This is a genomic window from Nonomuraea deserti (assembly GCF_004348685.1).
Lineage (GTDB): Bacteria > Actinomycetota > Actinomycetes > Streptosporangiales > Streptosporangiaceae > Nonomuraea > Nonomuraea deserti.
The window spans coordinates 91,851-113,612 of record NZ_SMKO01000003.1; the positions used below are offsets into that span (position 1 = coordinate 91,851).

Genomic DNA, 21,762 nt, shown 5'->3' on the forward strand with positions numbered 1-21,762 from the left:
GTATTTGCCAATTCCGGAAGGTTGACAGATGCCGAGTTCCGCCGTGCCCCGACCGGAATATCCCCGCCCGCAGATGGTCCGGCAGGACTGGCTCAACCTCAACGGAGCGTGGCAGTTCGAGATCGACGCCGGAGACTCCGGCCTGGAGCGCGGCCTGCGCGAACGTGAGCTGACCGGGACCATCACCGTGCCTTTCGCGCCGGAGTCGGAGCTGTCCGGTCTCGGGCACACCGACTTCATGGAGGCGGTGTGGTACCGCCGCACCGTGACGATCCCGGCCGCGTGGGCGGGCCGCCGGACGCTGCTCCACTTCGGCGCCGTCGACCACGACGCCACCGTGTGGGTCAACGGCGTCGAGGTGGCCCGCCACCGGGGCGGTTTCTCCCCGTTCACGGCCGACCTGTCGGGCGTGGCGCGCCCCGGCGAGGACGCCACGATCGTGGTACGCGCCCGCGACCCCCGCCACGGACCCCAGGCGCGGGGCAAGCAGTCGACCCGGTACGCGAACTACGAGTGCCTCTACACCCGCACGACGGGGATCTGGCAGACCGTGTGGCTGGAGCCCGTCCCCGACGTGCACCTGCGCCGCCCGCGCATCACCCCTGACGTCGCGACCTCCTCCTTCACCGTCGTCACCCCGCTGTCCGGCAACCGCCCCGGCAGCTCGGTCCGCGTGACCGTCGCCGACGCGGGCGGCGCCGTCGCCACCGCGACCGCCCGCGCCGACGCGGACCTCGCCCCCTCCGTCCGCCTGGAGATCCCGGAGGAGCGGGTGCGCCTGTGGGAGCCGGGCGACGGCCACCTCTACGACGTGAAAGTGGAGCTGCTCGACGCCGGCGGCGCCGTCACGGACTCCGTGGACTGCTACGCCGGGCTGCGCTCCATCGCGATCGACGGCAAGCGTGTGCTCATCAACGGCCGTCCCGTGTTCCAGCGGCTCGTCCTCGACCAGGGCTACTACCCCGACGGCCTCATGACCGCGCCCAGCGACGCCGCGCTGCTGCGGGACATCGAGCTGGCGCTGGCCGCCGGCTTCAACGGGGCGCGCCTGCACCAGAAGGTGTTCGAGGAGCGTTTCCTGTACCACGCCGACCGGCTGGGCTACCTGGTGTGGGGGGAGTTCGGCGACTGGGGCGCCCACGACGGGCGCGAGCAGCGGCCGACCGCCTCCTTCGTCACGCAGTGGCTGGAGGTCCTGGAACGGGACGTCTCACACCCGTCGATCGTCGGCTGGTGCCCGCTCAACGAGACCCGGCAGCCGATCCACGACCACGTCTCCCAGCTCGACGACGTCACCCACGGCATGTACCTGGCCGCGAAGCTCGCCGACCCCACCCGCCCGGTCATCGACGCGTCCGGCTACAGCCACCGGGTGCCGGAGACCGACATCTACGACTCGCACAACTACGAGCAGGAGCCCGCCGCCTTCGCCGAGGCGATGTCCGGCCTGAAGAGGGACGAGCCGTTCGTCAACGACGCCGACGGCAGGCCCATCTCCGTGGCGTACCGGGGGCAGCCGTACTTCGTCAGCGAGTACGGCGGGATCTGGTGGAACCCCGAGCTGGCCGGGACCGATCAGAGGGAGGACCGGCAGACGTCCTGGGGATACGGCCAGCGGGTGCGGACCGAGGACGAGTTCCACGCGCGGTTCGCCGGGCTGACCGGGGTGCTGCTGGAAAATCCGGACATGTTCGGATACTGCTACACGCAGCTGACCGACGTGTTCCAGGAGGAGAACGGCATCTACCGGTTCGACCGGACGAGCAAGCTGGATGTGGAGCGGGTGCGCGAGATCCAGACCCGGACCGCCGCCTCCGAACGCTGACCCCGACACCGGCCTCCGCCGGCACCACTACTGGGGAAATACCACCTGCTGGGCGGGGCGGGCCCGCGCGGGCCCGCCCCGCACGCGGTCGCTAGAGGTACCGGGCGATCTCCCGCGCGGTGCCCAGCACGACGGGGACGATCTCGGCCGGGTCCCGCTGCCCGATGGTCACCATGCCCACGCTCGCGTGGGCCGGGCGTCCAGCGACGGTGAGCGGGGCGGCGACACCCCAGGCCCCCGGCTGCAGCTCGCCCTCGGTGACCGAGTAGCCGGCGGCGCGGGCCTGCGCTATCTCGGGGCGCTCGCCGGGGCGGGGCGGGCGGCCCGCCAGGATCGCGATCCCCGAGGCGCCGCGGTTCGAGGGGTGCCGGGTGCCCGCGCGATAGGTGACGTGGATCTGCGAGGCGCGCGGCTCGGCCACGGTGAGCACGACCGCCTGGCTCTCGTCGATGTCGAGCACCGTGATGAACGCGGTGGCGTTGCAGGTGTCCGCCAGCACCTGTAACGCCGCGGAGGCCGCGCTGCGCAGCCGGTGCTGCACGGCGGCGTTGAGCTCGACGATGCCGAGGCCCAGGGTGAAGCGGTTGCCGACCCGGGCGGCCAGCCGGTGGTTGCCGAGCGCGACGAGGTGGCGGGAGACCGCGTTGCGGTGGATCCCGGCCAGCTGCGCGAGCTCGGTGATCGTTAACCCGTCCGGATGGTCCTTCAGGATCTCCAGCAGCCGCAGGCCGGTGTCGATCGTCTTCGATCCCGCAGTGCCGGGCTGGTCGGCGGTCATTCGGCGCCCAGACGAGGCGCGGGGGTGTAGCTCAGCGGCAGGTGCTTGATGCCGCCGATGAAGTTCGACACCAGCCGCTCGGGAGGCCCGGCGAGCCGCACGTCCGGCAGCCGCCAGAGCAGCTCGCGGTAGAACGTGCGCAGCTGCAGCCGGGCGAACCGGGCGCCGAGGCACACGTGCGGCCCGTCCCCGAACGAGACGTGGTCGTTGGGCCGGCGTGCGATGTCGAAACGCATCGGGTCGGGGAAACGCCGCTCGTCGAAGTTGGCCGCGCCGTGGAAGACGACGACCTTGTCCCCTGCGGCGATGGGCCGCTCGGCCAGCACCAGGTCGCGTACGGCGGTGCGGCGGAAGCTGAGCACCGGCGTATGCCAGCGCAGCATCTCCTCGACGGCCGTGTCCAGCAGTTCCGGATCGTCGAGCAGCCGGCGATGCTGGTCGGGATGGTCGAGCAGCGCGACCAGCCCGCCGGGCAGGGCCGAACGCACGGTGTCGTTGCCCGCGATGACCAGGAGGAAGAAGAACATCGACAGCTCGGGGTCGGTGAGACGCTGCCCGTCCACCTCCGCCGTGGCCAGCGCGGTCATGAGGTCGTCGGCCGGATCCCGGCGCTTGCGGGCGGCGAGCGCGTGGGCGTACGCGAACATGTCGGTGAGCATCGCCGGGGAACGCGGGTTGACCGGTCTGCCGTCCGGGCCGCGGGCGACGGTCGCGTGGTCGGGATCCTGATAGCCGATCACGCGGTTGGTCCACTCCAGGATCTGGCCGCGATCGGCGAGCGGGATGCCGAGGAGATCCGCGAGGTTGTGGATCGGATAGTCGTCGGTCACGTCCACCGGCAGGTCACACTCGCCCCGCTCCGCGATCTCGTCGATGAGCAGCCGGGCCCGCGTCGCGATGCCGGCGGTGAACCGCTCGATGCGCCTGGGGGTGAACACGCCGGAGACGATCCGCCGGAGCCGGCCGTGATCCGGCGGATCGAGGTTGAGCATCATCCGCCGGATGAACAACAGGTCGGCGGGGTCGGGGTCGCGGATCTGGGTGGCGCCGAGCCAGGAACTGAACTCGGTGGGCGTCCGCAGGACGCGCACGACGTCCGCGTGGCGGGTCACCGCCCAGAACCCGGGCCCGGCCGGCCAGTCGCCGACCTCGTGCTCCTCCTGCCAGTGCACGGGGTCGTGGTCACGTAGCAGGCGGTACGTCTCGTGCGGGATGCCCTGTGCGTAGATACGCGGGTCGAACACGTTGACCGTCGTACTCACGGGCAACCCTCCAAGGGATCGGTCAGGCGGCCAGGAAACGTTCGATGGCCGACACGAGGGCCAGCGGCGTCTCGTCCATCGCGTAGTGGCCGGCGTCGGCGAAGGTCAGCAGTTCGGCGTCGGTGTACCACTGCAGCCAGGTGCCCCGCATGACGTCGGCGGAGAGCGCGGGGTCGTGCTCGCCGGCGATGACGAGCACCGGTGTGGCGGAACCGGTCACCTCGGTGTGGAAGTCGGTCCTGGCCCAGGCGTCGAGGTACGTGCGGTAGGCCGTCACCGTGGAGTTGCCCAGCGAGCCGGCCACCATCTCGTCGAGCCACGCGCCGGGAAGCCGGTTGCCGGTGGTGAGATCGATGATGGCGCGGCGGTTGGCGGGCTCCTCGGCGGACCCGGAGAACAGCGCCCAGCTCTGGTCGTCGAACGGCACGCCGGAGGCCGGCACCGGGGAGATGCCGACGAGCCTGCGCACCCGCCCGGGCGCGTCCAGCATCACGCGCTGCATCGCCGTCCCGCCCATCGAGTGACCGACCAGGGAGAACGTCTCCCAGCCCAGCTTGTCGGCGAGCGCGATCACGTCGCCGGAGATCTCGGCGAGGGAGTACTCGCCGGTGAGGTCGCGCGCCTCGCCGTACCCCCGGTAGTCGGGGAAGGCGTAGCTGAAGGCGTCGCCGTCGAGGTAGGGCTGCACCTTCCTGAAGGAGGTGCGGTCGCCGAACCAGCCGTGCAGCACGATCACGTGGTGCGGCCCTGAGCCGGTGACGTCGTGGGGGAGGACGACAGGGGCCATGGTGTCTCCTTAGCGTTCGTGGCAACCGGATGGGGTGGCGGGCGGCATCGCGCTCGCGGGCTGGGCGCCGCCGTGGCACTGCAGGCTGAACCAGACGTACTTGCCGTTCTCGTGCTGGACCGCGCCCCACTGGTCGGCCTGCGCCTCCACCAGGAACAGCCCGCGCCCGCTCTCGGCGAGGAAGTCGGGAGCCCGGCGTGTGGGGAGGGTCCGGTCGTGGTCGCAGACCGCCAGCCAGATCGTGGTGGCTCCGGCCCGTACGTTGATCCTGATCCCGGAGGATCCGGGCGGCGGCGGGGCGGCGTGCTGGACGGCGTTCGTGACCAGCTCGCTGGTCAGCTCGGCGATCGTCGCCTCGTTCGCGGAGGAGAGCGGCAGCTTCCAGGAGGTGAGCATCCCCGACACCCAGCGGCGGGCGATGGATGAGGCGATCGGCGAGCAGGGCAGATCGCACCAGCGGGAGAGCAGCCGGCTCGTGGAATCGGTGAGGACATTCACGGCGCGCTCGCTCTCGCCGGCAGTAAATGGCAGGTCAGTGTGCCACCGATGCGGACTCCCGACCTCACGCCGCCCTCTATGGGGCGCGTGGGGGCGCGTCCGGCCTCGGGTTTCAGGCGATCAATCGCGAACACGGCGGGGGCTTCTCCCGGATGCCCAAATAATGGGCGCGGTGGTCAAAAAACGGGCGTGCAGCGAGGAAAGCATCGGCCGGAACAAGGCCGTTGTCAATGCGATTGACAGAAAAAGTGGATCACTCGTCAGGGTGGCCGAGAAGGCGCTGCCGTGATGCCCCGTTTTCGCCGGAATAGACCGTCTTTCGCCCGGGCCGGCACACGTCGGGCGTGGGACCGGCTGCCGGTCCCACGCCCGCTTCCGTGCCGTGGCAGTTTCACTGCCGATGGGCGCTCCCCTGTCCGGGTTCCTGCCCGGACTCATGCGTGGGCTCCTGCCCGGGCTCCCCGGCCGGGCGGTAGCCGAGCCGGCCTCGGGTCGCGACGATCACCAGGAACGCCGCCGTGGTGCCCGCGAGGAGGGTGACCCGGCCCGCGTGCTCGGAGGTGGCGATCGACGGGAACATGTCCGAGTAGACGATCGACATGAAGTTGTTGACGCTGACGTGCAGCAGCATGACCAGCGGCAGGCTCTGGCCGGTCCGGTTGAACACCCAGGTGACGACCACGCTGAAGACGCAGGCGAAGGCGATGAACTCGCCGACCCTCAGCCAGGTGACGTCCGGCCACCCACCCCACTCGCTCAGGAACAGCGGCAGGTGCCAGATGCCCCACAGCGGACCGAGGACGACGGTGGCGCCGAGCGGGCCGAGCCTGCGCTGCATGCGGGGCAGGGCGAAATCCCGCCAGCCGGGCTCTTCCGCCAGTCCGGTGGTGGCCATCTGGATCAGCAGGCCGGGCACGTAGGCCACCAGCGCGGCGACCGACGGCATGTGGATGTCCTCGTTGGAGAGCGCGAACCCGGTGACGATGATGGCGGCGGGAACGCCGAGGGCCGTTCCGAGGTACCAGACCCAGCTGACCCGCCACTTGGTCATCCGCCTGACCCACCGGCGGACGCCTTCCTTGCCGTCCGCGACCCTGGTCACGAGGTAGGCGGCGAAGATGGGGCCGAGATAGGCGCCGGGGAGGACGCCGGTGAACTGCGTGGTGCCGAGCAGCGTGGGGAAGGAGAAGTCCAGGATGCCAAGGCCGTTGTTCGACAGGACGTAGGGGGCCCAGGCGACCCAGCTCATCAGGTTGGCCAGGACGAAGAAACTGATCACCGGACGGCTGCGGATGAACCCCCGGATCCCGCTCCGGGGCGCACTCTGCCCGGCATCCACCGGGTTGTCGACGATCATCCCACTTCCTCCTCAGGCAGGACCGCTTGACTGACAGGGATGAGCACACCAGCCGCGCACCCCGCCCGTCGCTCCCACGTACACCCCATTCGAGGTACAGCCAGGGGCACTCACGGAGAGAACGCCCAGGTGAGCGAGCCGGGCACGCGTCGCCCCCCGACGGCCCCAGAGGGCTTCGTGATGATCGGAGCGCCTTCGTGTGCGGATGAAAGTTTCACGGACCGGAATATTCACCAAGGAAGTGTCCGGCCATTTGGCGCCTATATCGGGTGTTCGGCGTCCGGTCCTCCGGTTGACCCGGCATTGACAATTGTCGACTTTTCCGGAGAACCTGTTTGGGAGCGCTCCCACAATTTGTCCCGGAACCCGGCACCACGTCCGTGCCTTCCCCTTGAAAGGACACCGCGGTGGATTCACTGATCAAGAATCAGGGGCTTTTCCTGGCTCTGTACCGGATCGTGATAGGGCTTCTGTTCGCCTGCCACGGCGCGGCGACACTCTTCGGCGTGCTGGGCGGTCCGCACGGCGCGGCGCCCGGCATCGGAGAGTGGCCAGCCTGGTGGGCGGCGGTCATCCAGCTGATCGGCGGCGTCCTCGTCCTGCTCGGCCTGGGCGCGCGTGCCGCCGCCGTCATCTGCTCGGGCAGCATGGCCTACGCCTATTTCTTCGTCCACCAGCCCCAAGCGCTCTTCCCGATCCAGAACGGCGGGGAGAAGGCCGCGCTCTTCTGCTGGGGTTTCCTGCTCGTCGCCGTCCTCGGCCCCGGACGCTGGGCGCTGTCGACGCTGCTCGCGCCCGCACGCCCTCTCGCGCACGAAAGGAGATGACGACGGCGGCGCCGGCCTTCCAACCCGCGACAGATCCGTACGGACATATGCCCGCCCGCCATTCCCGGCACGCCCGATATTCCTGATCGCCGGGGAATTCCTGGCGTACGCGAAGAACCCGTACGCGCCCGCACGATATTTCCGCTGCAGAGATTCGCCACGCCATGGCGCGCGGTCAGTTTTCCGTCCAGGGCCGGAGTTTTTCTGGATTGAGCACGGCCCAGATGCGCTTGATCCGGTCGCCTGCGACGTCGAACGCCATCACCACGATGGTGGCGCCGTCCTGCTGGGCCACCAGCCCGGGCCGGCCGTTGACCGTGCGCTCCAGGATGGTCACGTCGGGCGCCAGGCGGGCGATCTCGACGAAGCGCCGCGCGAGGCGCTCGCGGCCCTCGATCGGGCGGAGCACGGCGTTGACGACTCCGCCGCCGTCGGCGGTGCCCGTGACGTCGGGGTCGAGGAGGTTGACGAGGGCGTCGATGTCCTTGGCCTCCCACGCCTGCTTGAAGTCCCTGACGATGCCGGCCTGCCGGGCCGCGGGGGCCGAGGGCGGTTGTGAGGCGCGGATGCGGCGGCGGGCCGAGGTGGCCAGCTGGCGGCAGGCCGCCGGAGTGCGCCCGACGATCTCGGCGACCTCGGCGAAGGAGTAGCGGAAGACGTCGTGCAGGATGAACGTCACCCGCTGGGCGGGAGTCATGGATTCGAGCACGACGAGGAAGGCCATGTTGACCGACTCGTCGAGGGTGACCCGGTCGGCCGGGTCGGTCACGGTGGCGCCCGGCCGGTCGGCGCTCCACTCCGTGTGTTCGGGCAGCGGCTCCGGGATCCATTCGCCCACATAGCGCTCGTGCCGGGCCCGTGCCGAGCCGAGCAGGTCGAGGCAGACGCGGCTGGCGACCTTCGCCAGCCAGGCGCCGGGAGAGTCGATGGCGTCCTGCTGCTGCCGGGACATCGCGTACCAGCGGGCGTAGGTCTCCTGCACGACGTCCTCCGCGTCGGCCAGGGAACCGAGGAGCCGGTAGGCGAGATTGATCAGGTGGCGCCGCTCGCTCATGATCGCGCTCAGGCCCGGATCGGGCCGGGCGTGTGTCGGCTCGGATGGGGTGGTCATGGTGCCGCGGGCTCCCTCGGTCGCATCTTTACTTACCCGTTCGACGAGACACGCCACCGATGTGTGAGGAGCCGCCCCGGATCGAGCTGCGAGTCACGCGCTCGCTCCGGCGAACGAGCCTGCCCGGCGGGAAGGATGCCGGGCGATTCACATGTTCTTGAGGACGACTTCCGGCGTCCGCGGATGCGGGGTGTTCTCGATGCCGGCCCGCTCTGCCGCGCTGATCAGTCCTAACCTGTGCAGCAGCCTGGCGGACTCGTGCCAGCATTCTCTCGCACGCTCATCCTGCCGCAGTTCCTGCAGTGAGCTGCCGAGACCCCACCAGTGGATGGCCTCGGTGTAGCTGCCGCGGTTCCCGGCGGTGCCGTCCGCCCGCAGGGCCTGCTGGAAGAGTTCGACGGCGTGTTCTCTCCTGCCGGTGATCCGGTGGAGCTCGGCCAGCAGTCCCAGGGCGATGGCGGTGCCGGAGTCGTCGCCGATGTCACGGGTGAGTGCGAGCGCGCGCTCGTAGGCCGCCTGCGCTTCGCCGAGGAGGCCCGCCCGCCGGTACGTGAGACCGATGTTGGACAGGGTGATGGCCTCCCCGAAACGATTGCCCGCTCCCCTCTCCACGTCGACGGACTCCTTGAAATGCTCGATCGCGCTGTCGAAACGGCCGAGCCGGCTGTGGGCGACCGCGAGCCGGTCGAGCTGCGCCGCCTCGCCCCGGCGGTTGCCGAGCCGCCGTGTCCCCGCCGGGCCGTCCGGCGGGGACACATGGGCGGTCGGGCGGCAGAGCGTCAGGTCCTCAGGAGAAGTTGACGTCGCTGCAGATGTAGTACGCCTGGTCCATGTGCGAGGCCTGCCAGATGGTGAAGACGACGTGGCGTCCGCTGCGGCCGGGCGCGCTGGCGTCGAAGGTGATGTTCTGGCTCGGGGCGTAGCTGCCGGTCTCGCGCACCAGTTCCAGGCTGCTCCAGGTGAGCGGCTGGGTGGCGGGGTTGAAGCCCTGGCGGGTGACGTAGACGCGGAAGTAGTCGGCCCCGTGGCTGGCCTGGTCGTAGAGGTGGAGCTGGAAGTTGGTGCCGATGTCGGTGGTCTTCCACTCGCCCACGGCGTCGAGGGAGCGGTAGCGGCCGCCCTCGGTCCGGCCGCCGCTGCAGAGCTGGCCGTCGGGGACGGCCGCCTGGTGGTTGCCGCCGACGTTGTTGCGGTAGAGGCCGTTCCAGTTCCACATGGCGTTCGGGTTGTCCTGCCATGCCTGCCAGCACATGGGGTCTTCCTGCTGCATGGCCGGGTTCAGGTGGTCGTCGCCCCAGCGCAGCCAGCAGCCGTAGTTGCGGGAGGCGGGGTCGATGATCGATCCGTGGGCCGAGGCTGACTCGGCCCACGGCAGCAGGCAGAGCAGGGCCGCGGCCATGATGGTGAGGACGCGAAGCGCCCGGCGGGCGGGTACGGCGGGCTTGTGAGGTTGCATCGTGCGTTCTCCGTCTGTCCGGCGAAGTGCGTCCGGGATGATGGGAGCGCTCCCAATCGCCGCCGTCCTGTCACGTCGACGTGGAGGCGACGGTTGACTGCTACCTTCACGGGCGGGCTCGCCGGCTGTCAACGACAGCGGGCTCGGGCGGGCTGCTCACGTACTTCTTCGCGGGCGTTGTGAGCAGCTCGAACGCCCCGGCCAGGCCATCGCCTGGCTCATGAAATTTCATGAAACTTGCCGACGAGGTCGCTACTCGTCCTCGGTGAACACCATTTCGCGGCGCTTGCGGATCGCCGGGAGGACGGCGACGACGAGCGCCGCCAGAGCCAGCGCCAGCAGCACCGCGGAGATCGGCCGGGTCAGGAAGACCGACGCGTCGCCGCGCTGGATGATCATCGCCCGCCGCAGGTTCTCCTCGAGCAGGGGGCCGAGGACGAAGCCGAGCAGCAGCGGCGCCGGCTCGCAGCCGCACTTGATCAGGATGTACCCCAGGAGCCCGAAGAGCACGATCGCGTAGACGTCGAACGCGTTGAACCCCAGGGAGTACGTGCCGATCGAGGCGAACAGGATGATCATCGGGAACAGCACCTGGTACGGGATGCGCAACATGCGCACCCACATGCCGATCAGCGGCAGATTCAGCAGCACGAGCAGCACGTTGCCGATCCACATCGACGCGATCAGGCCCCAGAACAGCTCGGGCTCGTCGGTGATGACATTCGGGCCCGGCGTGATGCCGTGCACGATGAACGCGCCGACCATCAGCGCCATGACCGGGTGAGCGGGCAGCCCCAGGGTCAGCAGCGGGATGAACGACGTCTGCGCGGCCGCGTTGTTCGCCGACTCGGGGCCGGCGACGCCCTCGATCGCGCCGCGCCCGAACTCCTGCTGCCGCTTCGAGATGCGCTTCTCGACGGCGTACGAGGTGAACGAGGCCAGCACGTGGCCACCGCCGGGCAGGACGCCGAGCGCGGCCCCGAGACCCGTGCCCCGCAGGATCGGGCCGACGATGCGGCGCCGGTCCTCGCGGGTGGGCCAGAGGTTCTTCACCTTGCTGACGACCGCCGTGCGGGTCTGCTCGTTCTCCAGGTTGCGCAGGATCTCGGCCACGCCGAACATGCCGACGGCGACCGACACGAAGTCGATGCCTCCGTACAGCTCGCGCTGGCCGAAGACGAATCGGGGCGTGCCGGTGTAGATGTCCTGGCCGACCGTCCCGAGCAGGACGCCGAGGAAGATCATCGCCAGTGCCTTGATCGCGCTGCCGCGCGCCAGCGCGATCGACACGATCAGGCCGAGCAGCACCAGCGAGAAGTACTCGGGCGGGCCGAACTGCAGCGCGACGCGGGCCAGCGGCGGGGCCGCGATGGCGAGCGCGACGGTGGCGATCGTGCCCGCGATGAACGATCCGATCGCGGCGGTGGCCAGCGCGGGGCCGGCCCTGCCCTGCCGGGCCATCTCGTGCCCGTCCAGGGCGGTGACCGCCGCCGACGACTCGCCGGGCAGGTTGATCAGGATGGCGGTCGTCGAGCCGCCGTACTGGGCGCCGTAATAGATACCGGCCAGCATGATCAGCGCCGTCACCGGCTCGAAGTTGAACGTGATCGGCAGCAGCATCGCCACCGTCGCCGTCGGCCCGATGCCGGGCAGCACGCCGACCGCCGTTCCGAGCAGCACACCCACGAAGCAGTAGAGGACGTTCTGGATCAGGAGGGCCGTCGAGAAGCCCAGGGCGAGGTTGTCGAGAAGTTCCATGCCTCAATCCGGATGTCGCGTCAGAACCCCAGCCACGGGCCCCAGAGCGGGAGCCGCAGCTGAAGCCCGACGACGAAGATGAGCGTGCCGGCCACGGTCAGCCCGGCGGCCACGGCCACGGCCGTCAGCAGCCGTACGCGCGAACTGGCCAGCGTGGTGAGCAGGGCGGTCACCGCCGACGCCGGCACGAACCCGAGCCCCCGTACGGTGAATCCGAAGAACACGAGCGCGAGCGTGATGACGGCGACCGCACGCCAGGGGATCCGCCCGAACGCGATCATCTCGCCGGCGACGAGCCCCTTGATGACGATGCCCAGGCCCAGCGCGGCCACGAGCAAGCCGACCAGCAGCGGGAAGGCGCCGGGGCCCATCCGCAGAGGGGTGCCCAGCTCGTAGCCGAGCGACCCCACCACGAATGCGCCACCGAGCAGGATGAAGATTCCCCCGGCGAGGACGTCGGGGAAGGACCGGCGGCGCTCCACCTCAGGAGGCCTTGACGCCGGCGTCGGCGATGACCTTGCCCCAGGTGCCGAGCTGCTCTTCGAGCTTGGTCCGGTGCGCCTGCGGGGTCGCGCTCTCGGCCGGGACCGGCGCCGTGCCGAGCTTGGCCATCTGGTCGATCACCTTCTGGTCGGCCAGCGCGGCCTTCAGCGCCTCGGACAGCTTCTGCACGACGTCCTGCGGCGTGCCCTTCGGGACGTAGAGCCCGTGCCACACGCTGACCTCCAGGCCGGGCAGCCCGGCCTCGGCCGTGGTGGGCAGGTCGGGCAGGCTCTTCACCCGCTCCGGCGTGGTGACGGCGTACGCCTTCACCTCGCCCGCGCTGATCTGGCCGCTGGTGTTGGTCGTCTGGTCGCACATGAAGTCGACCTGGCCGCCGACGAGGTCCGTCAGCGCAGGGCCGGTGCCCTCGTACGGGACCTCCTGGAGCTTGACCCCGGCGGCGGTCTGGAACAGCAGGCCGCACAGGTGGGACGCGGCGCCGATGCCGGCGTTGGCCAGCGTGACCTTGCCGGCGTTCGCCTTCACGTGGGCCACGAGGTCCTTGAGCGTGGCGGGCGCGAAGTCCTTGCGGGCGACGACCGTCATCGGCACCTCGGTGACGAGCCCGACCGTCTCGAAGCTCTCCAGCGGCTGGTAACCCAGGTCCTTGTAGAGGGCGGGCGCCGTCGACATGCCGATGTGGTGCATGAGCACGGTGTAGCCGTCGGGTTCCGCCCGCGCGACCTCGCCGGCGCCCACCGTGCCGCCCGCGCCCTCGACGTTCTGAACGACGATCTTGCCGCCGAGCTTGGCGGCCATCGGTTCGGCGATCATGCGGGTGACGGTGTCCGTCGGGCCGCCCGCGCTGAACGGCACGACGATCGTGATGTTGTCGTCCGGGTAGCCTCCGCCGCCGGCGTCGGCGTTGCCGCCACCTCCGTTGCCGGAACACGCGGCGATGAGCGAGACGACGCCGATCGTGGCGATCATCCGCGCGGTGGCCCGGTATCTGCTGGACGTTCTCATGTCGAGGCCTCCTCGTCAGCGCATTCGCATCCGTCGGTGAGTGCGCGGCCTCAGTCTGGGCTGGCAGGGACGCGGATGGTGTCAGAGGAATCCCAAGGAATGGGCAGGATGTCAGAAAAATCCCAAGAACCGGCTAACGCGGGCGTAGATCCGGGCCGTACAATCCAATATGCGGATCACCATCATCGAGGATGACGACCGCGTGGCGCGGGGTCTGGTGACCGTCCTGGCTCAGGCCGGGTTCGAGGTCCACCGCATCGCGACCGCCGCCGAGGCCGCGCGCGCCGCCCCGACCGATGTGGTCCTCGTCGACCTGGGACTGCCCGACGGCGACGGGCTCGACGTGATCCGCAAGCTGCGCGACCGCCCGGAAACCGCCGTCATCGCCGTGACGGCCCGCTCGGAGGAGCACGAGCGCGTACGCGGCTTGCGCGCCGGCGCCGACGACTACATCGTCAAGCCGTTCGGCATCCCCGAACTGCTGGCCAGGATCGACGCCGTCCTGCGGCGCACCAGGGTGGCCCGCGCCCTGAGCCATCCCGACGAGCCCCTCGTCCGCGGCCCCCTGCGGATCGGCGTCGGCACCCGCGAGGTCACCGTCGACGGCACACCCGTGACGCTGACCCGCAAGGAGTTCGAGCTGCTCCTCCTGCTTGCCAGGCGGGCCCCCAACGTGGTGAGCCGCGACGTCATCCTCGACCAGATCTGGGGCGCGACCTGGGAGTCCTCCAGCCGCACCCTCGACACCCACATCGCGGCGTTACGGCACAAGCTCGGATCGGCCGTGATCATCCGTACGATCCACGGGGTCGGCTATCGGCTCCTGGCCGACCGGCCGGAGCTGACCGGCTGACGCCATGCACCGTCGCCTGCTCGTCGTCCTGGTGCCCCTCGCGGTGCTGCTCGTCGCGGCGCTCGGGGTGCCGCTCAGCGTCACCGTGGCCGAGCGGGAGATCCAGGAGACGTACGTCGACCGGCTCAACGACGTCGGGCGGTTCTCGTCGCTGGCCGAGACCGCGCTTTCGACCGGGCGTACCGAGGCGCTCCAGCAGGAACTGGCGCGCTACCACGAGCTGTACGGCATCCCCGTCGCGGTGATCGACACCTCCGGCACGGTGCTGCTCGGACCCGCAGGCGCCTACCAGGAGGCGGCGCGGGACGAGCCGGCGCTGCCCCGCATCGTGACCGCGGCGCTGGCCGGGGCGAGACCCGAACCGTCCGGGGAATGGGCGCCGTGGGACGACTCCGCACTCGTGGTCGCCGAACCCGTGGGCCGGGACAGCGAGGTCGTCGGCGCCGTCGTGACGATCTCCGACCTGTCGAAGACGCGCTCGCGCATCCTCACGCGCTGGGCCCGGCTCGCCGGGCTCGGGCTGCTGCCGTTGATCGCGCTGGTGGCCGTCGCCTGGCCGGTGTCGGCGTGGGTGCTGCGGCCGGTGCGCGAGCTGGACGCGGCCAGCTCGCGCATCTCCCAGGGCGACCTCACGATCCGCGCGGACGCCGAGGCGGGCCCGGTCGAGCTGCGGCGGCTGGCGGAGTCGTTCAACACCATGATGGACGCCGTCGAGAACGCCGTGCAGCGCCAGCGGGCGTTCGTGTCCGATGCGTCGCACCAGCTGCGCAACCCGCTGACCAGCCTCCGGCTCGCCGTGGAAAGCCTGGAACCGCACCTGGGCACGGCCGGCAACGGGCGTCAGGTGTACGACGTCGCCGTCGACGAGCTGAAAGCCATGCAGCGGATGCTGAACTCCCTGCAGGCCAGCGCGCGGATGGAGAGCATACGGACGGCGTCGCCGGTGGACCTCGACGCGGTGCTGGCGACCCGGGTGGACCGGTGGCGGGCGCTGACGGAGACGGCGGGGCAGACGTTGACCGTCGACGTGCCGCCGGGGCTGCGGTTGCTGGAGCCGTCGGGCGGGCTGGGCAGCATCCTGGACGAGCTGATCAGCAACGCGTTGCGGCTGTCGGACGCGCGGGCGGTGGAGGTGACCGCCCAGGCCGGTCCCGGTGCGGCGGGCGGCGGGCCCGGCGCGGGCGCGGGCGCGGCGTACGGCGGCGGCAGGGGCGCGGGCGCGGCGCGCGGCGGCAGCCCGGGCACGGGCGCGGGCGCGGCGCAGGGCGACGGGGCGGGTGACGGCTCCGGCGCCGGAGGGGTGGTCACGATCGTCGTCCGTGACGACGGGCAGGGGATCGACGCGTCCGAGCGGGTCCAGGCGCTACGGCGGTTCTGGCGCTCGCCGCGGCACCAGAACGTGCCGGGGACCGGCCTCGGGCTGGCGATCTGCGCCGACCTGGTGGGTGCGGCCGGGGGTGAGCTGCGGCTGGAGGACGGGCTGCCGCGTCCGGACGGGTCGGGGCACGGATTCGCCGCGGTGGTCGCGTTGCCCGCCGTACCCCGGTTGGCGTCGTCGCCGGACGCACCGGCTCCGGCCCCCGCCTGAGACCTGCGCCTGGGACCTGCGCCTGGGACCTGCGCCTGGGACCTGCGCCCGGGACCTGCGCCCGGGACCTGCGCCTGGGACCGCCGGGTGGGACCGCCGGCGGCGCTGGGGATCAGCGTTTGCGTTCGCGGAACCAGGTGGCCGCGCCCGGATGGAGCGGGATCGACGCGGTGGAGATCCCGGTCCGCACGTTGATCTGCCACGCCTCGGGAACGGCTTCGGGAACGGCCCCGGCGGCGTCGGGCCCGCCGGAGGTGATCGTGCCGGTGTGCGTGAAGATCGTGTCGGTGATGGCGTGGACTAAGGCGTCGGGCAGGTCGTTGCGGGCGAGAAGCACGTTCGGGACGGCGATGGTGCGGGTGGCGGGGACACCGGCGTAGGCGGTCGCGGGGATCATGGCCGGAGTGTAGGGACCCGGAAACGCCGTGAAGAGCGCGGGCGCCTGCCCGTCCAAGTGGATCAGCCGGATCGCGTGTTGCCGGGCCAGCTCCGTGATGGCGGGTGTCGGGACGCCGGTCAGGGAGAACATCGCGTCGATCTCGCCGTCGCGCAGCGCCGCCGCCGATGCGGCCTGGCTGAGGTAGCGGCCGTCGGCGTCCAGCGGCCCGAGCTCCAGGACCCGCAGCGACGTGAACTCGGTGCCCGAGTCGCGGGCGCCGAGGGAGACGCGCTTGCCCTCGAGGTCGCGGAACTCGTCGATCGGCGAACCGGCCATGACCACGAGGTGCAGGTGGCTCTCGTAGAGCCGGCATATCGCCGAGAGCCCCTCGGGCGCGCTGCCGTCGGCCATGATCAGCGCGTCCAGGCTCGTCAGCCCGAGCTGCACCTCACCCGCCCGCAACATCCGGATGTTGTCGGTGGACGCCCCGCTCGGCACGGTGCGCACCGTGGCGCCCGGCACCTGCTCGGAGATGTGGCCGGCCAGCGCGCCGCCGATGCGCCGGTAGACCGCCCCCGCCGGCCCGGTGGCCAGGCGCAGCTCGACCTCGTCGACCTCGGGCTGCCGCGCGCATCCGGCGAGCAGCCCTCCGGCGGCCAGGAGCACCGCCCGCCGGCTGGGCCGCGGCTCCGGGTTCAGCAGCACCATGCCCGCGATGATACGGACGGCGCCGCACCGCCAAGAAGTCCCGATCGGCCGTTACGACGCTTTCTGCCACACCGAGACGTGGTTGCGGCTGTCGCTGGTGAACGGCTCGCGCTTCCAGCCCGCCCACCGTTCGCGCAAGGTCATGCCCGCGAGCCGTGCCATCAGGTCGAGTTCGGCCGGCCACACGTAGCGATGCGGCGTCGAACGGGTCTCCAGCCGGCCGTCCACCACCCAGTAATGATGAGAGACGGCGATCTGCGATGCCACGTCGTACTCCTCGAAGCCGAGATGTTCCGGGGTCACGGTGAACGGGTGGACGCTCTGGCCGGGCGGGAGACGCCGGAGCTCGGGGACGTAGACCTCGATGACGAAACAGCCGCCGGGTTCCAGCTGCGCCGCCACCGTGCGGAAGCATTCGACCTGTTCGTCTTGTGTGGTGAGGTTCGTGATGGTGTTGCGCACCAGGTAGGCGAGGGTGAAGGTGGCGCCCACCCGGGTGGTGGCGAAGTCGCCGATGGTCACGGGGACGTCCTCCGCGCCCGGTTCGGCCCGTAGCCGCGCCACCATCGCCCGCGACAGCTCGATGCCGTGCACCCGGACGCCTCGCCGGCTGAGCGGCAACGCGATGCGCCCCGTACCGATGCCCAGCTCGAGAGCGGCGCCGCCCGGCCCGGCCAGGTCGGTGAGAAACCGTACCGCGGGGTCGACGACCGCGGGGTCGAACAGTTCCGGCCACTTGGCTTCGTACGTCTGTGCTGTTCGTTCGTCGAAGTTGTCCTCAGGCACAGCCCAACTGTGCCCGGAACGCCGGGTGATGACCAGTCATACGAGGTCTCCCACGCGGAGGACGGCGCCGAGGCCGCGGCGGCCGCTGATGAGCGTGTGCGCGTACGCGCCGAGCACGGCCACGGCGGCCAGTCCCGCCGCCAGCGCGCCCGGCACGAACAGGTCGAGCGCGTAGTCGCCGACGGGTAGGTCACCGGCGTACGGCGACAGGTCCACGGCGGGCCCGAGCACGGCGGGCAGGCCGAGGCCCAGGCCGAGCCCGGCCAGCGCGGTGACGAGGATCACGGGCAGGATCTCCAGCACGGTCAGCCGTCGCGCCTGCCGTTCCGACAGGCCGAGGGTACGCAGGAACGACACCGCCCTGGCCCGCTCCGCCGCCCCGACCATCAGGCCCAGCACGACGGCGGCCAGCGCGTACGCGGCCAGCGCGACCGTCACCACCACGAGCGCCCAGCGCACCGCGCTCGTCAGCGGATCGTCCCTGATGGCCGCCAGGGTCGTCTCCTGGGAGGTGACGGTGGCCGACGGGACGAGCCGCGCCAGCGCGGAGAGCGAGGCGTCCCCTCTGATCAGCAGCGTGTTCACGGCGGGCCGGACCTGCACGTCGATGGGCACGACGAGGAACTTGCCCTCGGTGAAGAAGCCGGGCACCGACTCGATCACGCCGCGGGTGGCAAGCTTCAGCCGCGACTGCCAGCCGATCTCGAACGTGCCCCGCCCGCGCAGCTCGGGCGAGACGAGCGCGCCGTCGGACAGGGCGGGCAGGTCGAGCGGGGTGCCGCCGAGGATCTGCCGCCACCGCGCGACGTCCACGGCGATGGCCTCGGCCCGCTCGCCGCCGTACCCGATCTGCACCTCGCCCGTCTGCGCTGGCACCACCTGCTCCACCCCGGCCAGGCCGCGCACGCGCTCGATCGCGTCGGCCGGGATCTCGATGTCGGAGGTCATCCTGATCGGCGCGCCGACCTGCTGCCAGGACGCCTGCAGCTGCGTGCCGGCGATCCCGTCGGAGATCACCGCGGCGAACACCGACACGCCCAGCGCGGGCAGCAGGATCAGCACGGGCAGCACGCCGGCGGGGCGGGCCCTGGCCGCCCGGGTCAGCCCGAGGAACGGCACCGCCGCCCGGCCGCGCGCCGTCAGCCGTACGAGCAGCCGCAGCGGGTACGGGTAGCAGCGCAGGGTGATCAGCGCCGCCGCCCCGGTCAGGGCGACCGGCACCAGTAGCAGGAACGGGTCCTGCCCCGCCGAGTCGTCCAGCCCGCGCGCCCGCAGCAGGTAGGCCCCGGCCGACGCCAGCACGACGACCAGCACCTCCAGCGTGATCCGCCTGGCCGAGGGCCGGGCGGCGGCCACGTCGTCGCGTCGCTCGTGCAGCGGTGCGCGGTGCACGAGGGCCAGGCGCACGGCGGCGAACCCGACGGCCACGAGCACCACGAGCACCGGCCCGGCGTGCACGATCGGCAGCACAGGACCGGGCACGAGGTACGACAGCGCGTACCCGGCCAGGGCGGCGGGCGCCACGGCCAGCCCGGTCAGCGCCGCGCCCGTGCCCGCCACCTGCCGGAGCGAGCCGCCGCGCGCCCGCGCCAGCGTGAGCGCGTGGTCGATCCTGCCGGCCAGGAGTCGCACGGCCAGCACGATCACGCCGAGGGCCACGGCGAGGAGCCCGCCGAGCACCAGGAACATCACGGTCCGCGCGGTGGACAGCTCGGCCAGGAAGTCACCGAGCAGCTTGGGCAGCGCGGTCCGCAGGCGGAAGGGGGCGGCCGTGCCCATGGGCTGCAGCGCCACGAGCCGGTCGAACTCCGCGACCGCCGCCCGGAGGCCGCCGGCGGCCCGCGCACTCGCCGCCCGCGCGTCCACGGGCAGGGTCCAGCGGTAGGTCAGGTAGCGTTCCTCGCCGCTGAGCACGCCCAGCCCGGCCTCGGAGACGAGCGCCGTGATGTGCTTCTGGAGCGGCTGCAGCCGCAGGACGTGCAGGACGTCGAGGTGGTGCGACCAGTAGCGGTCGGCGGGATCCTTCGCGCGGAAGACGCCGACGATCTGCACGCCGGCGTGATCGTTCTCACCGACGATCTTCGTCTGGCCCAGCCGCAGCTCCATCTTGCTCAGGGCCTCCTCGACGACCCCGACCTCGAACACGGGGATCGTCCGGCCTTCGTACCGCATGGTCGCGATCGCGCCGGGGGCCCGCCCCCGCACCCAGTCCACGCGCCGGTCGGCGTCGGAGAGCCAGCCCAGGTTGATGTACGACTGGCCGCTGGTGCCGGTGATCGGCGTGCGGATGGTCTTGGCGCTCATGTGGCCGCCGGCGGCAGCCAGCGGGCGCAGCCGCGCGGGCATGATCTCGCGCCAGAGGCGGTCGAAGGAGTCGAACGGGGCGCGTTCGCGAAGGTCCTCCTCCCGCGAGCTCGACTCCATGGTCACGGTCAGGTCGGCCAGCACGGCGGGGGCGGAGCTCAGCGCGCGGCGCAGCGCCTCGTCGTACGACGCCTGCGTCGCCCTGGGCAGCCCCGCGACCAGCAGGCAGGCGCATGACGTCAGCACGAGGAGCACGCCCATCGGGCCCAGCTGTTCCCGCGCGAGCCGCCAGAACCGCACCGTTCCTCCCGAAGGCCGAGCCCTTGCCCTGCGCGGGTCGCGTACCGGCGCGGCGACGATCGCGGCCGGAATCCCGGGCCCCGCGCAGGTTACCGCCCACGGGTGCGGCGCACCACGTCCGGCCGCGCGCCCGGCTCAGAGCTCGATCCCCTTGATGATCCTTGCCAGTTCCGGTACGAGGGGCCTGCTGGCCATCACGGTGACGGCGACGCCCTCGCGCTCGGACGTGCCGTCACACCTTCGCCAGGGGGATGATCCTGCGGAACTTGCCGCCGGGCGACTGCTGCGGTGGTTCCTCGGCGCGTTCGAGGGTGACGTCCCCGGCCTGGTGCTCGGCGAGCAGGTGGGTCACCCGGTCGCGCGTGGTCTCCCACACGCGGTCGGCGTCCGCGCCGTCGGCGGGTCGCAGGCGTACGCGCAAGGTGGCGGGCGCCGTCTGGACGAGCTGGAACTGCTCGATGCCCGGCACGTGCAGCGCGGCGCCGAAGACCATGGGGGAGATGCTGACGTGGTCGCCACCGCCGGTGGGGAAGGTGAGCAGCTCGGCGGCGCGGCCCTGCACCCGGATGGCAGGGAGCGGGCTGCCGCAGGGGCAGGCGTCGGGCCGGACGATGACGTTGTCGCCGAGGTCGTAACGGAGGATCGGCTGGACCCGGTTGGCGAGGTTGCTGATCAGCACGGTGTGCGAGAGCCGGCCCGGCGGGACGGGCCGGTGGTCGGCGTCGACCGGTTCCAGGACGGCCCAGTCGCTGTTGACGTGATACCAGCCGTCCGTGCAGCCGGCGCTCAGGAAGCCGCACTCGGCCGAGGCGTAGGCGGCGCGGACCTTGGCCCCGAACGCGGTGGCGATCCGCTCCCGGGCGTGCGGAGTCAACGTCTCACCGCCCGGGACGACCAGCGCGGGGCGGATCCGCAGCCTGCCAGCTTCCTGCTCGCCGGCCAGCAGGGTGAGCATGCCCGCGAAGCCGGCGACACTGGCGGGGTCGAACCGGTTGAGCTGGTCGACCAGGTCCGCGATCGGCTGATCGATGGGGAAGACCCGCATCATCCGGCCGAGCCATGGACTGTCCAGCGCCATCCGGGCCGGTCCCGCGACCGTGGCGAAATGTCCGCCGGGCGCGGTGACGATGGCGGTACGGCCCGCGCGGGCGAGGGTCCGGACGACGTCCCCGGCCGCCAGCCCGCCACCGGAGCGCAGGCCGAGGCCGGTGTGCACGGTCATGTTCCGGTCGTCCAGCACGAAGAGGCCGCGCAGACCGCTGGTGCCGGTGGTGGTGACCACCAGGTACCGGCCGCAGAACGGGTGCCCCACGAGGCGCGGGTCGGCCGCGAACGCCTCGACCTTCTCGCGAGTCACCTGCCGGTCGGTGACCCAGTCGTCGAAGCGTGCCATCAGCGCCTTCTTGTCGGTGACCGGAAGCAGCGCCGGGTCGTCGACCTGATCGGGCAGGCCTTCGTACAGTTCGCGGTAGTAGGGCGAGTGGGCGCGGGCGTAGGCCACCGCCTCGGCCAGGCGGGCCCGCCGGCGCCGCATGGGCCCCGCGGCACCCTCCCGCGTGGCGCGTCGTGCGTCGCGGGCCACCTGCCGGACGTTCTCCCTCATGGTGGGCCGGTCCTTTCTGCGGGTATGCCGCCGGCCTTGCGGGCCGGTCTGGGTTACGTGAGCCTTGCGGGCG

At 71.5% G+C, this 21,762-nt stretch carries 19 protein-coding genes; 4 read left to right on the top strand and 15 right to left on the bottom strand.

The genetic code is table 11. From position 1 onward, the window contains the following. The first annotated feature begins 28 nt into the window (after positions 1–28). Positions 29–1,825 (top strand): glycoside hydrolase family 2 protein, encoded by a 1,797-nt coding sequence (locus E1292_RS02215; protein ID WP_132591438.1) that lies wholly within the window; start codon positions 29–31, stop codon positions 1,823–1,825. Between the two features lie 91 nt (positions 1,826–1,916). On the opposite strand, the gene E1292_RS02220 is transcribed toward E1292_RS02215, so the two are convergent. From E1292_RS02220 to E1292_RS02240, 5 genes are all read right to left on the bottom strand, one after another. Further along, complete coding sequence (locus E1292_RS02220; RefSeq protein ID WP_132591440.1) at positions 1,917–2,603, bottom strand: IclR family transcriptional regulator; 687 nt, start codon at positions 2,601–2,603, stop codon at positions 1,917–1,919. After that, a complete protein-coding gene (locus tag E1292_RS02225; protein WP_246089873.1) occupies positions 2,600–3,865 on the bottom strand; it encodes a cytochrome P450 in 1,266 nt (421 codons plus the stop codon). The genes E1292_RS02220 and E1292_RS02225 overlap by 4 nt, the downstream gene beginning before the upstream one ends. 22 nt (positions 3,866–3,887) lie before the next feature. Next, positions 3,888–4,652, bottom strand: a complete 765-nt coding sequence (locus tag E1292_RS02230; protein WP_132591442.1) for an alpha/beta fold hydrolase — start codon at positions 4,650–4,652, stop codon at positions 3,888–3,890. Positions 4,653–4,661: 9 nt separating this feature from the next. Beyond that, the gene (locus tag E1292_RS02235) at positions 4,662–5,150 is read right to left on the bottom strand and encodes an ATP-binding protein (RefSeq protein WP_132591444.1); all 489 of its coding nucleotides are present in this window, start codon (positions 5,148–5,150) and stop codon (positions 4,662–4,664) included. A gap of 391 nt (positions 5,151–5,541) precedes the next feature. Then, entirely contained in the window at positions 5,542–6,507 is a 966-nt protein-coding gene (locus tag E1292_RS02240) for a CPBP family intramembrane glutamic endopeptidase (RefSeq protein WP_132591446.1), read from the bottom strand. Between the two features lie 407 nt (positions 6,508–6,914). Here E1292_RS02240 and E1292_RS02245 point away from each other — a divergent pair, with 407 nt between their 5' ends. Further along, on the top strand, positions 6,915–7,334 hold the full coding sequence (locus tag E1292_RS02245) for a DoxX family protein (protein ID WP_132591448.1): 420 nt from the start codon (positions 6,915–6,917) through the stop codon (positions 7,332–7,334). 175 nt (positions 7,335–7,509) lie between these two features. Here the strand turns inward: E1292_RS02245 and sigJ are convergent, their stop codons facing one another. From sigJ to E1292_RS02275, 6 genes are all read right to left on the bottom strand, one after another. Beyond that, positions 7,510–8,445, bottom strand: coding sequence for an RNA polymerase sigma factor SigJ (gene sigJ, locus E1292_RS02250; protein WP_132591450.1), 936 nt, complete (start codon positions 8,443–8,445; stop codon positions 7,510–7,512). Between the two features lie 147 nt (positions 8,446–8,592). Continuing rightward, entirely contained in the window at positions 8,593–9,201 is a 609-nt protein-coding gene (locus tag E1292_RS02255; RefSeq protein WP_165974320.1) for a tetratricopeptide repeat protein, read from the bottom strand. Positions 9,202–9,232: 31 nt separating this feature from the next. Then, on the bottom strand, positions 9,233–9,901 hold the full coding sequence (locus E1292_RS02260) for a lytic polysaccharide monooxygenase auxiliary activity family 9 protein (RefSeq protein ID WP_132591454.1): 669 nt from the start codon (positions 9,899–9,901) through the stop codon (positions 9,233–9,235). Between the two features lie 252 nt (positions 9,902–10,153). Continuing rightward, positions 10,154–11,659: a tripartite tricarboxylate transporter permease gene (locus E1292_RS02265; RefSeq protein WP_132591456.1), complete on the bottom strand. Its 1,506-nt coding sequence runs from the start codon at positions 11,657–11,659 to the stop codon at positions 10,154–10,156. A gap of 20 nt (positions 11,660–11,679) precedes the next feature. Beyond that, entirely contained in the window at positions 11,680–12,141 is a 462-nt protein-coding gene (locus tag E1292_RS02270; RefSeq protein WP_132591458.1) for a tripartite tricarboxylate transporter TctB family protein, read from the bottom strand. Between the two features lies 1 nt (position 12,142). Continuing rightward, complete coding sequence (locus E1292_RS02275) at positions 12,143–13,168, bottom strand: tripartite tricarboxylate transporter substrate-binding protein (protein WP_220446610.1); 1,026 nt, start codon at positions 13,166–13,168, stop codon at positions 12,143–12,145. Positions 13,169–13,337: 169 nt separating this feature from the next. Here E1292_RS02275 and E1292_RS02280 point away from each other — a divergent pair, with 169 nt between their 5' ends. After that, complete coding sequence (locus E1292_RS02280; RefSeq protein WP_132591460.1) at positions 13,338–14,021, top strand: response regulator transcription factor; 684 nt, start codon at positions 13,338–13,340, stop codon at positions 14,019–14,021. Positions 14,022–14,025: 4 nt separating this feature from the next. After that, positions 14,026–15,609 carry a sensor histidine kinase gene (locus E1292_RS02285; protein ID WP_132591462.1) on the top strand — a complete coding sequence of 528 codons (1,584 nt, stop codon included), beginning with the start codon at positions 14,026–14,028 and terminating at the stop codon, positions 15,607–15,609. A gap of 112 nt (positions 15,610–15,721) precedes the next feature. Here E1292_RS02285 and E1292_RS02290 read toward each other — a convergent pair whose 3' ends face one another. The 4 genes from E1292_RS02290 to E1292_RS02305 form a co-directional block, all read right to left on the bottom strand. Beyond that, the gene (locus E1292_RS02290; protein ID WP_132591464.1) at positions 15,722–16,696 is read right to left on the bottom strand and encodes a TAXI family TRAP transporter solute-binding subunit; all 975 of its coding nucleotides are present in this window, start codon (positions 16,694–16,696) and stop codon (positions 15,722–15,724) included. Between the two features lie 51 nt (positions 16,697–16,747). Next, positions 16,748–17,482: a class I SAM-dependent DNA methyltransferase gene (locus E1292_RS02295; protein ID WP_132591466.1), complete on the bottom strand. Its 735-nt coding sequence runs from the start codon at positions 17,480–17,482 to the stop codon at positions 16,748–16,750. 36 nt (positions 17,483–17,518) lie between these two features. Next, positions 17,519–20,086: an FtsX-like permease family protein gene (locus E1292_RS02300; protein ID WP_132591468.1), complete on the bottom strand. Its 2,568-nt coding sequence runs from the start codon at positions 20,084–20,086 to the stop codon at positions 17,519–17,521. A gap of 232 nt (positions 20,087–20,318) precedes the next feature. Continuing rightward, positions 20,319–21,689 carry a phenylacetate--CoA ligase family protein gene (locus E1292_RS02305; RefSeq protein ID WP_132591470.1) on the bottom strand — a complete coding sequence of 457 codons (1,371 nt, stop codon included), beginning with the start codon at positions 21,687–21,689 and terminating at the stop codon, positions 20,319–20,321. Positions 21,690–21,762 lie beyond the last annotated feature (73 nt).

What these genes read in the sequence shown, in the direction of transcription:
- E1292_RS02305 (WP_132591470.1), bottom strand. Translation starts at nt 21,689, where the DNA reads ATGAGGGAGAACGTCCGGCAGGTGGCCCGCGACGCACGACGCGCCACG.
- E1292_RS02260 (WP_132591454.1), bottom strand. Translation starts at nt 9,901, where the DNA reads ATGCAACCTCACAAGCCCGCCGTACCCGCCCGCCGGGCGCTTCGCGTC.
- sigJ (WP_132591450.1), bottom strand. Translation starts at nt 8,445, where the DNA reads ATGACCACCCCATCCGAGCCGACACACGCCCGGCCCGATCCGGGCCTG.
- E1292_RS02240 (WP_132591446.1), bottom strand. Translation starts at nt 6,507, where the DNA reads ATGATCGTCGACAACCCGGTGGATGCCGGGCAGAGTGCGCCCCGGAGC.
- E1292_RS02220 (WP_132591440.1), bottom strand. Translation starts at nt 2,603, where the DNA reads ATGACCGCCGACCAGCCCGGCACTGCGGGATCGAAGACGATCGACACC.
- E1292_RS02290 (WP_132591464.1), bottom strand. Translation starts at nt 16,696, where the DNA reads ATGGTGCTGCTGAACCCGGAGCCGCGGCCCAGCCGGCGGGCGGTGCTC.
- E1292_RS02230 (WP_132591442.1), bottom strand. Translation starts at nt 4,652, where the DNA reads ATGGCCCCTGTCGTCCTCCCCCACGACGTCACCGGCTCAGGGCCGCAC.
- E1292_RS02285 (WP_132591462.1), top strand. Translation starts at nt 14,026, where the DNA reads ATGCACCGTCGCCTGCTCGTCGTCCTGGTGCCCCTCGCGGTGCTGCTC.
- E1292_RS02215 (WP_132591438.1), top strand. Translation starts at nt 29, where the DNA reads ATGCCGAGTTCCGCCGTGCCCCGACCGGAATATCCCCGCCCGCAGATG.
- E1292_RS02275 (WP_220446610.1), bottom strand. Translation starts at nt 13,168, where the DNA reads ATGAGAACGTCCAGCAGATACCGGGCCACCGCGCGGATGATCGCCACG.
- E1292_RS02280 (WP_132591460.1), top strand. Translation starts at nt 13,338, where the DNA reads ATGCGGATCACCATCATCGAGGATGACGACCGCGTGGCGCGGGGTCTG.
- E1292_RS02265 (WP_132591456.1), bottom strand. Translation starts at nt 11,659, where the DNA reads ATGGAACTTCTCGACAACCTCGCCCTGGGCTTCTCGACGGCCCTCCTG.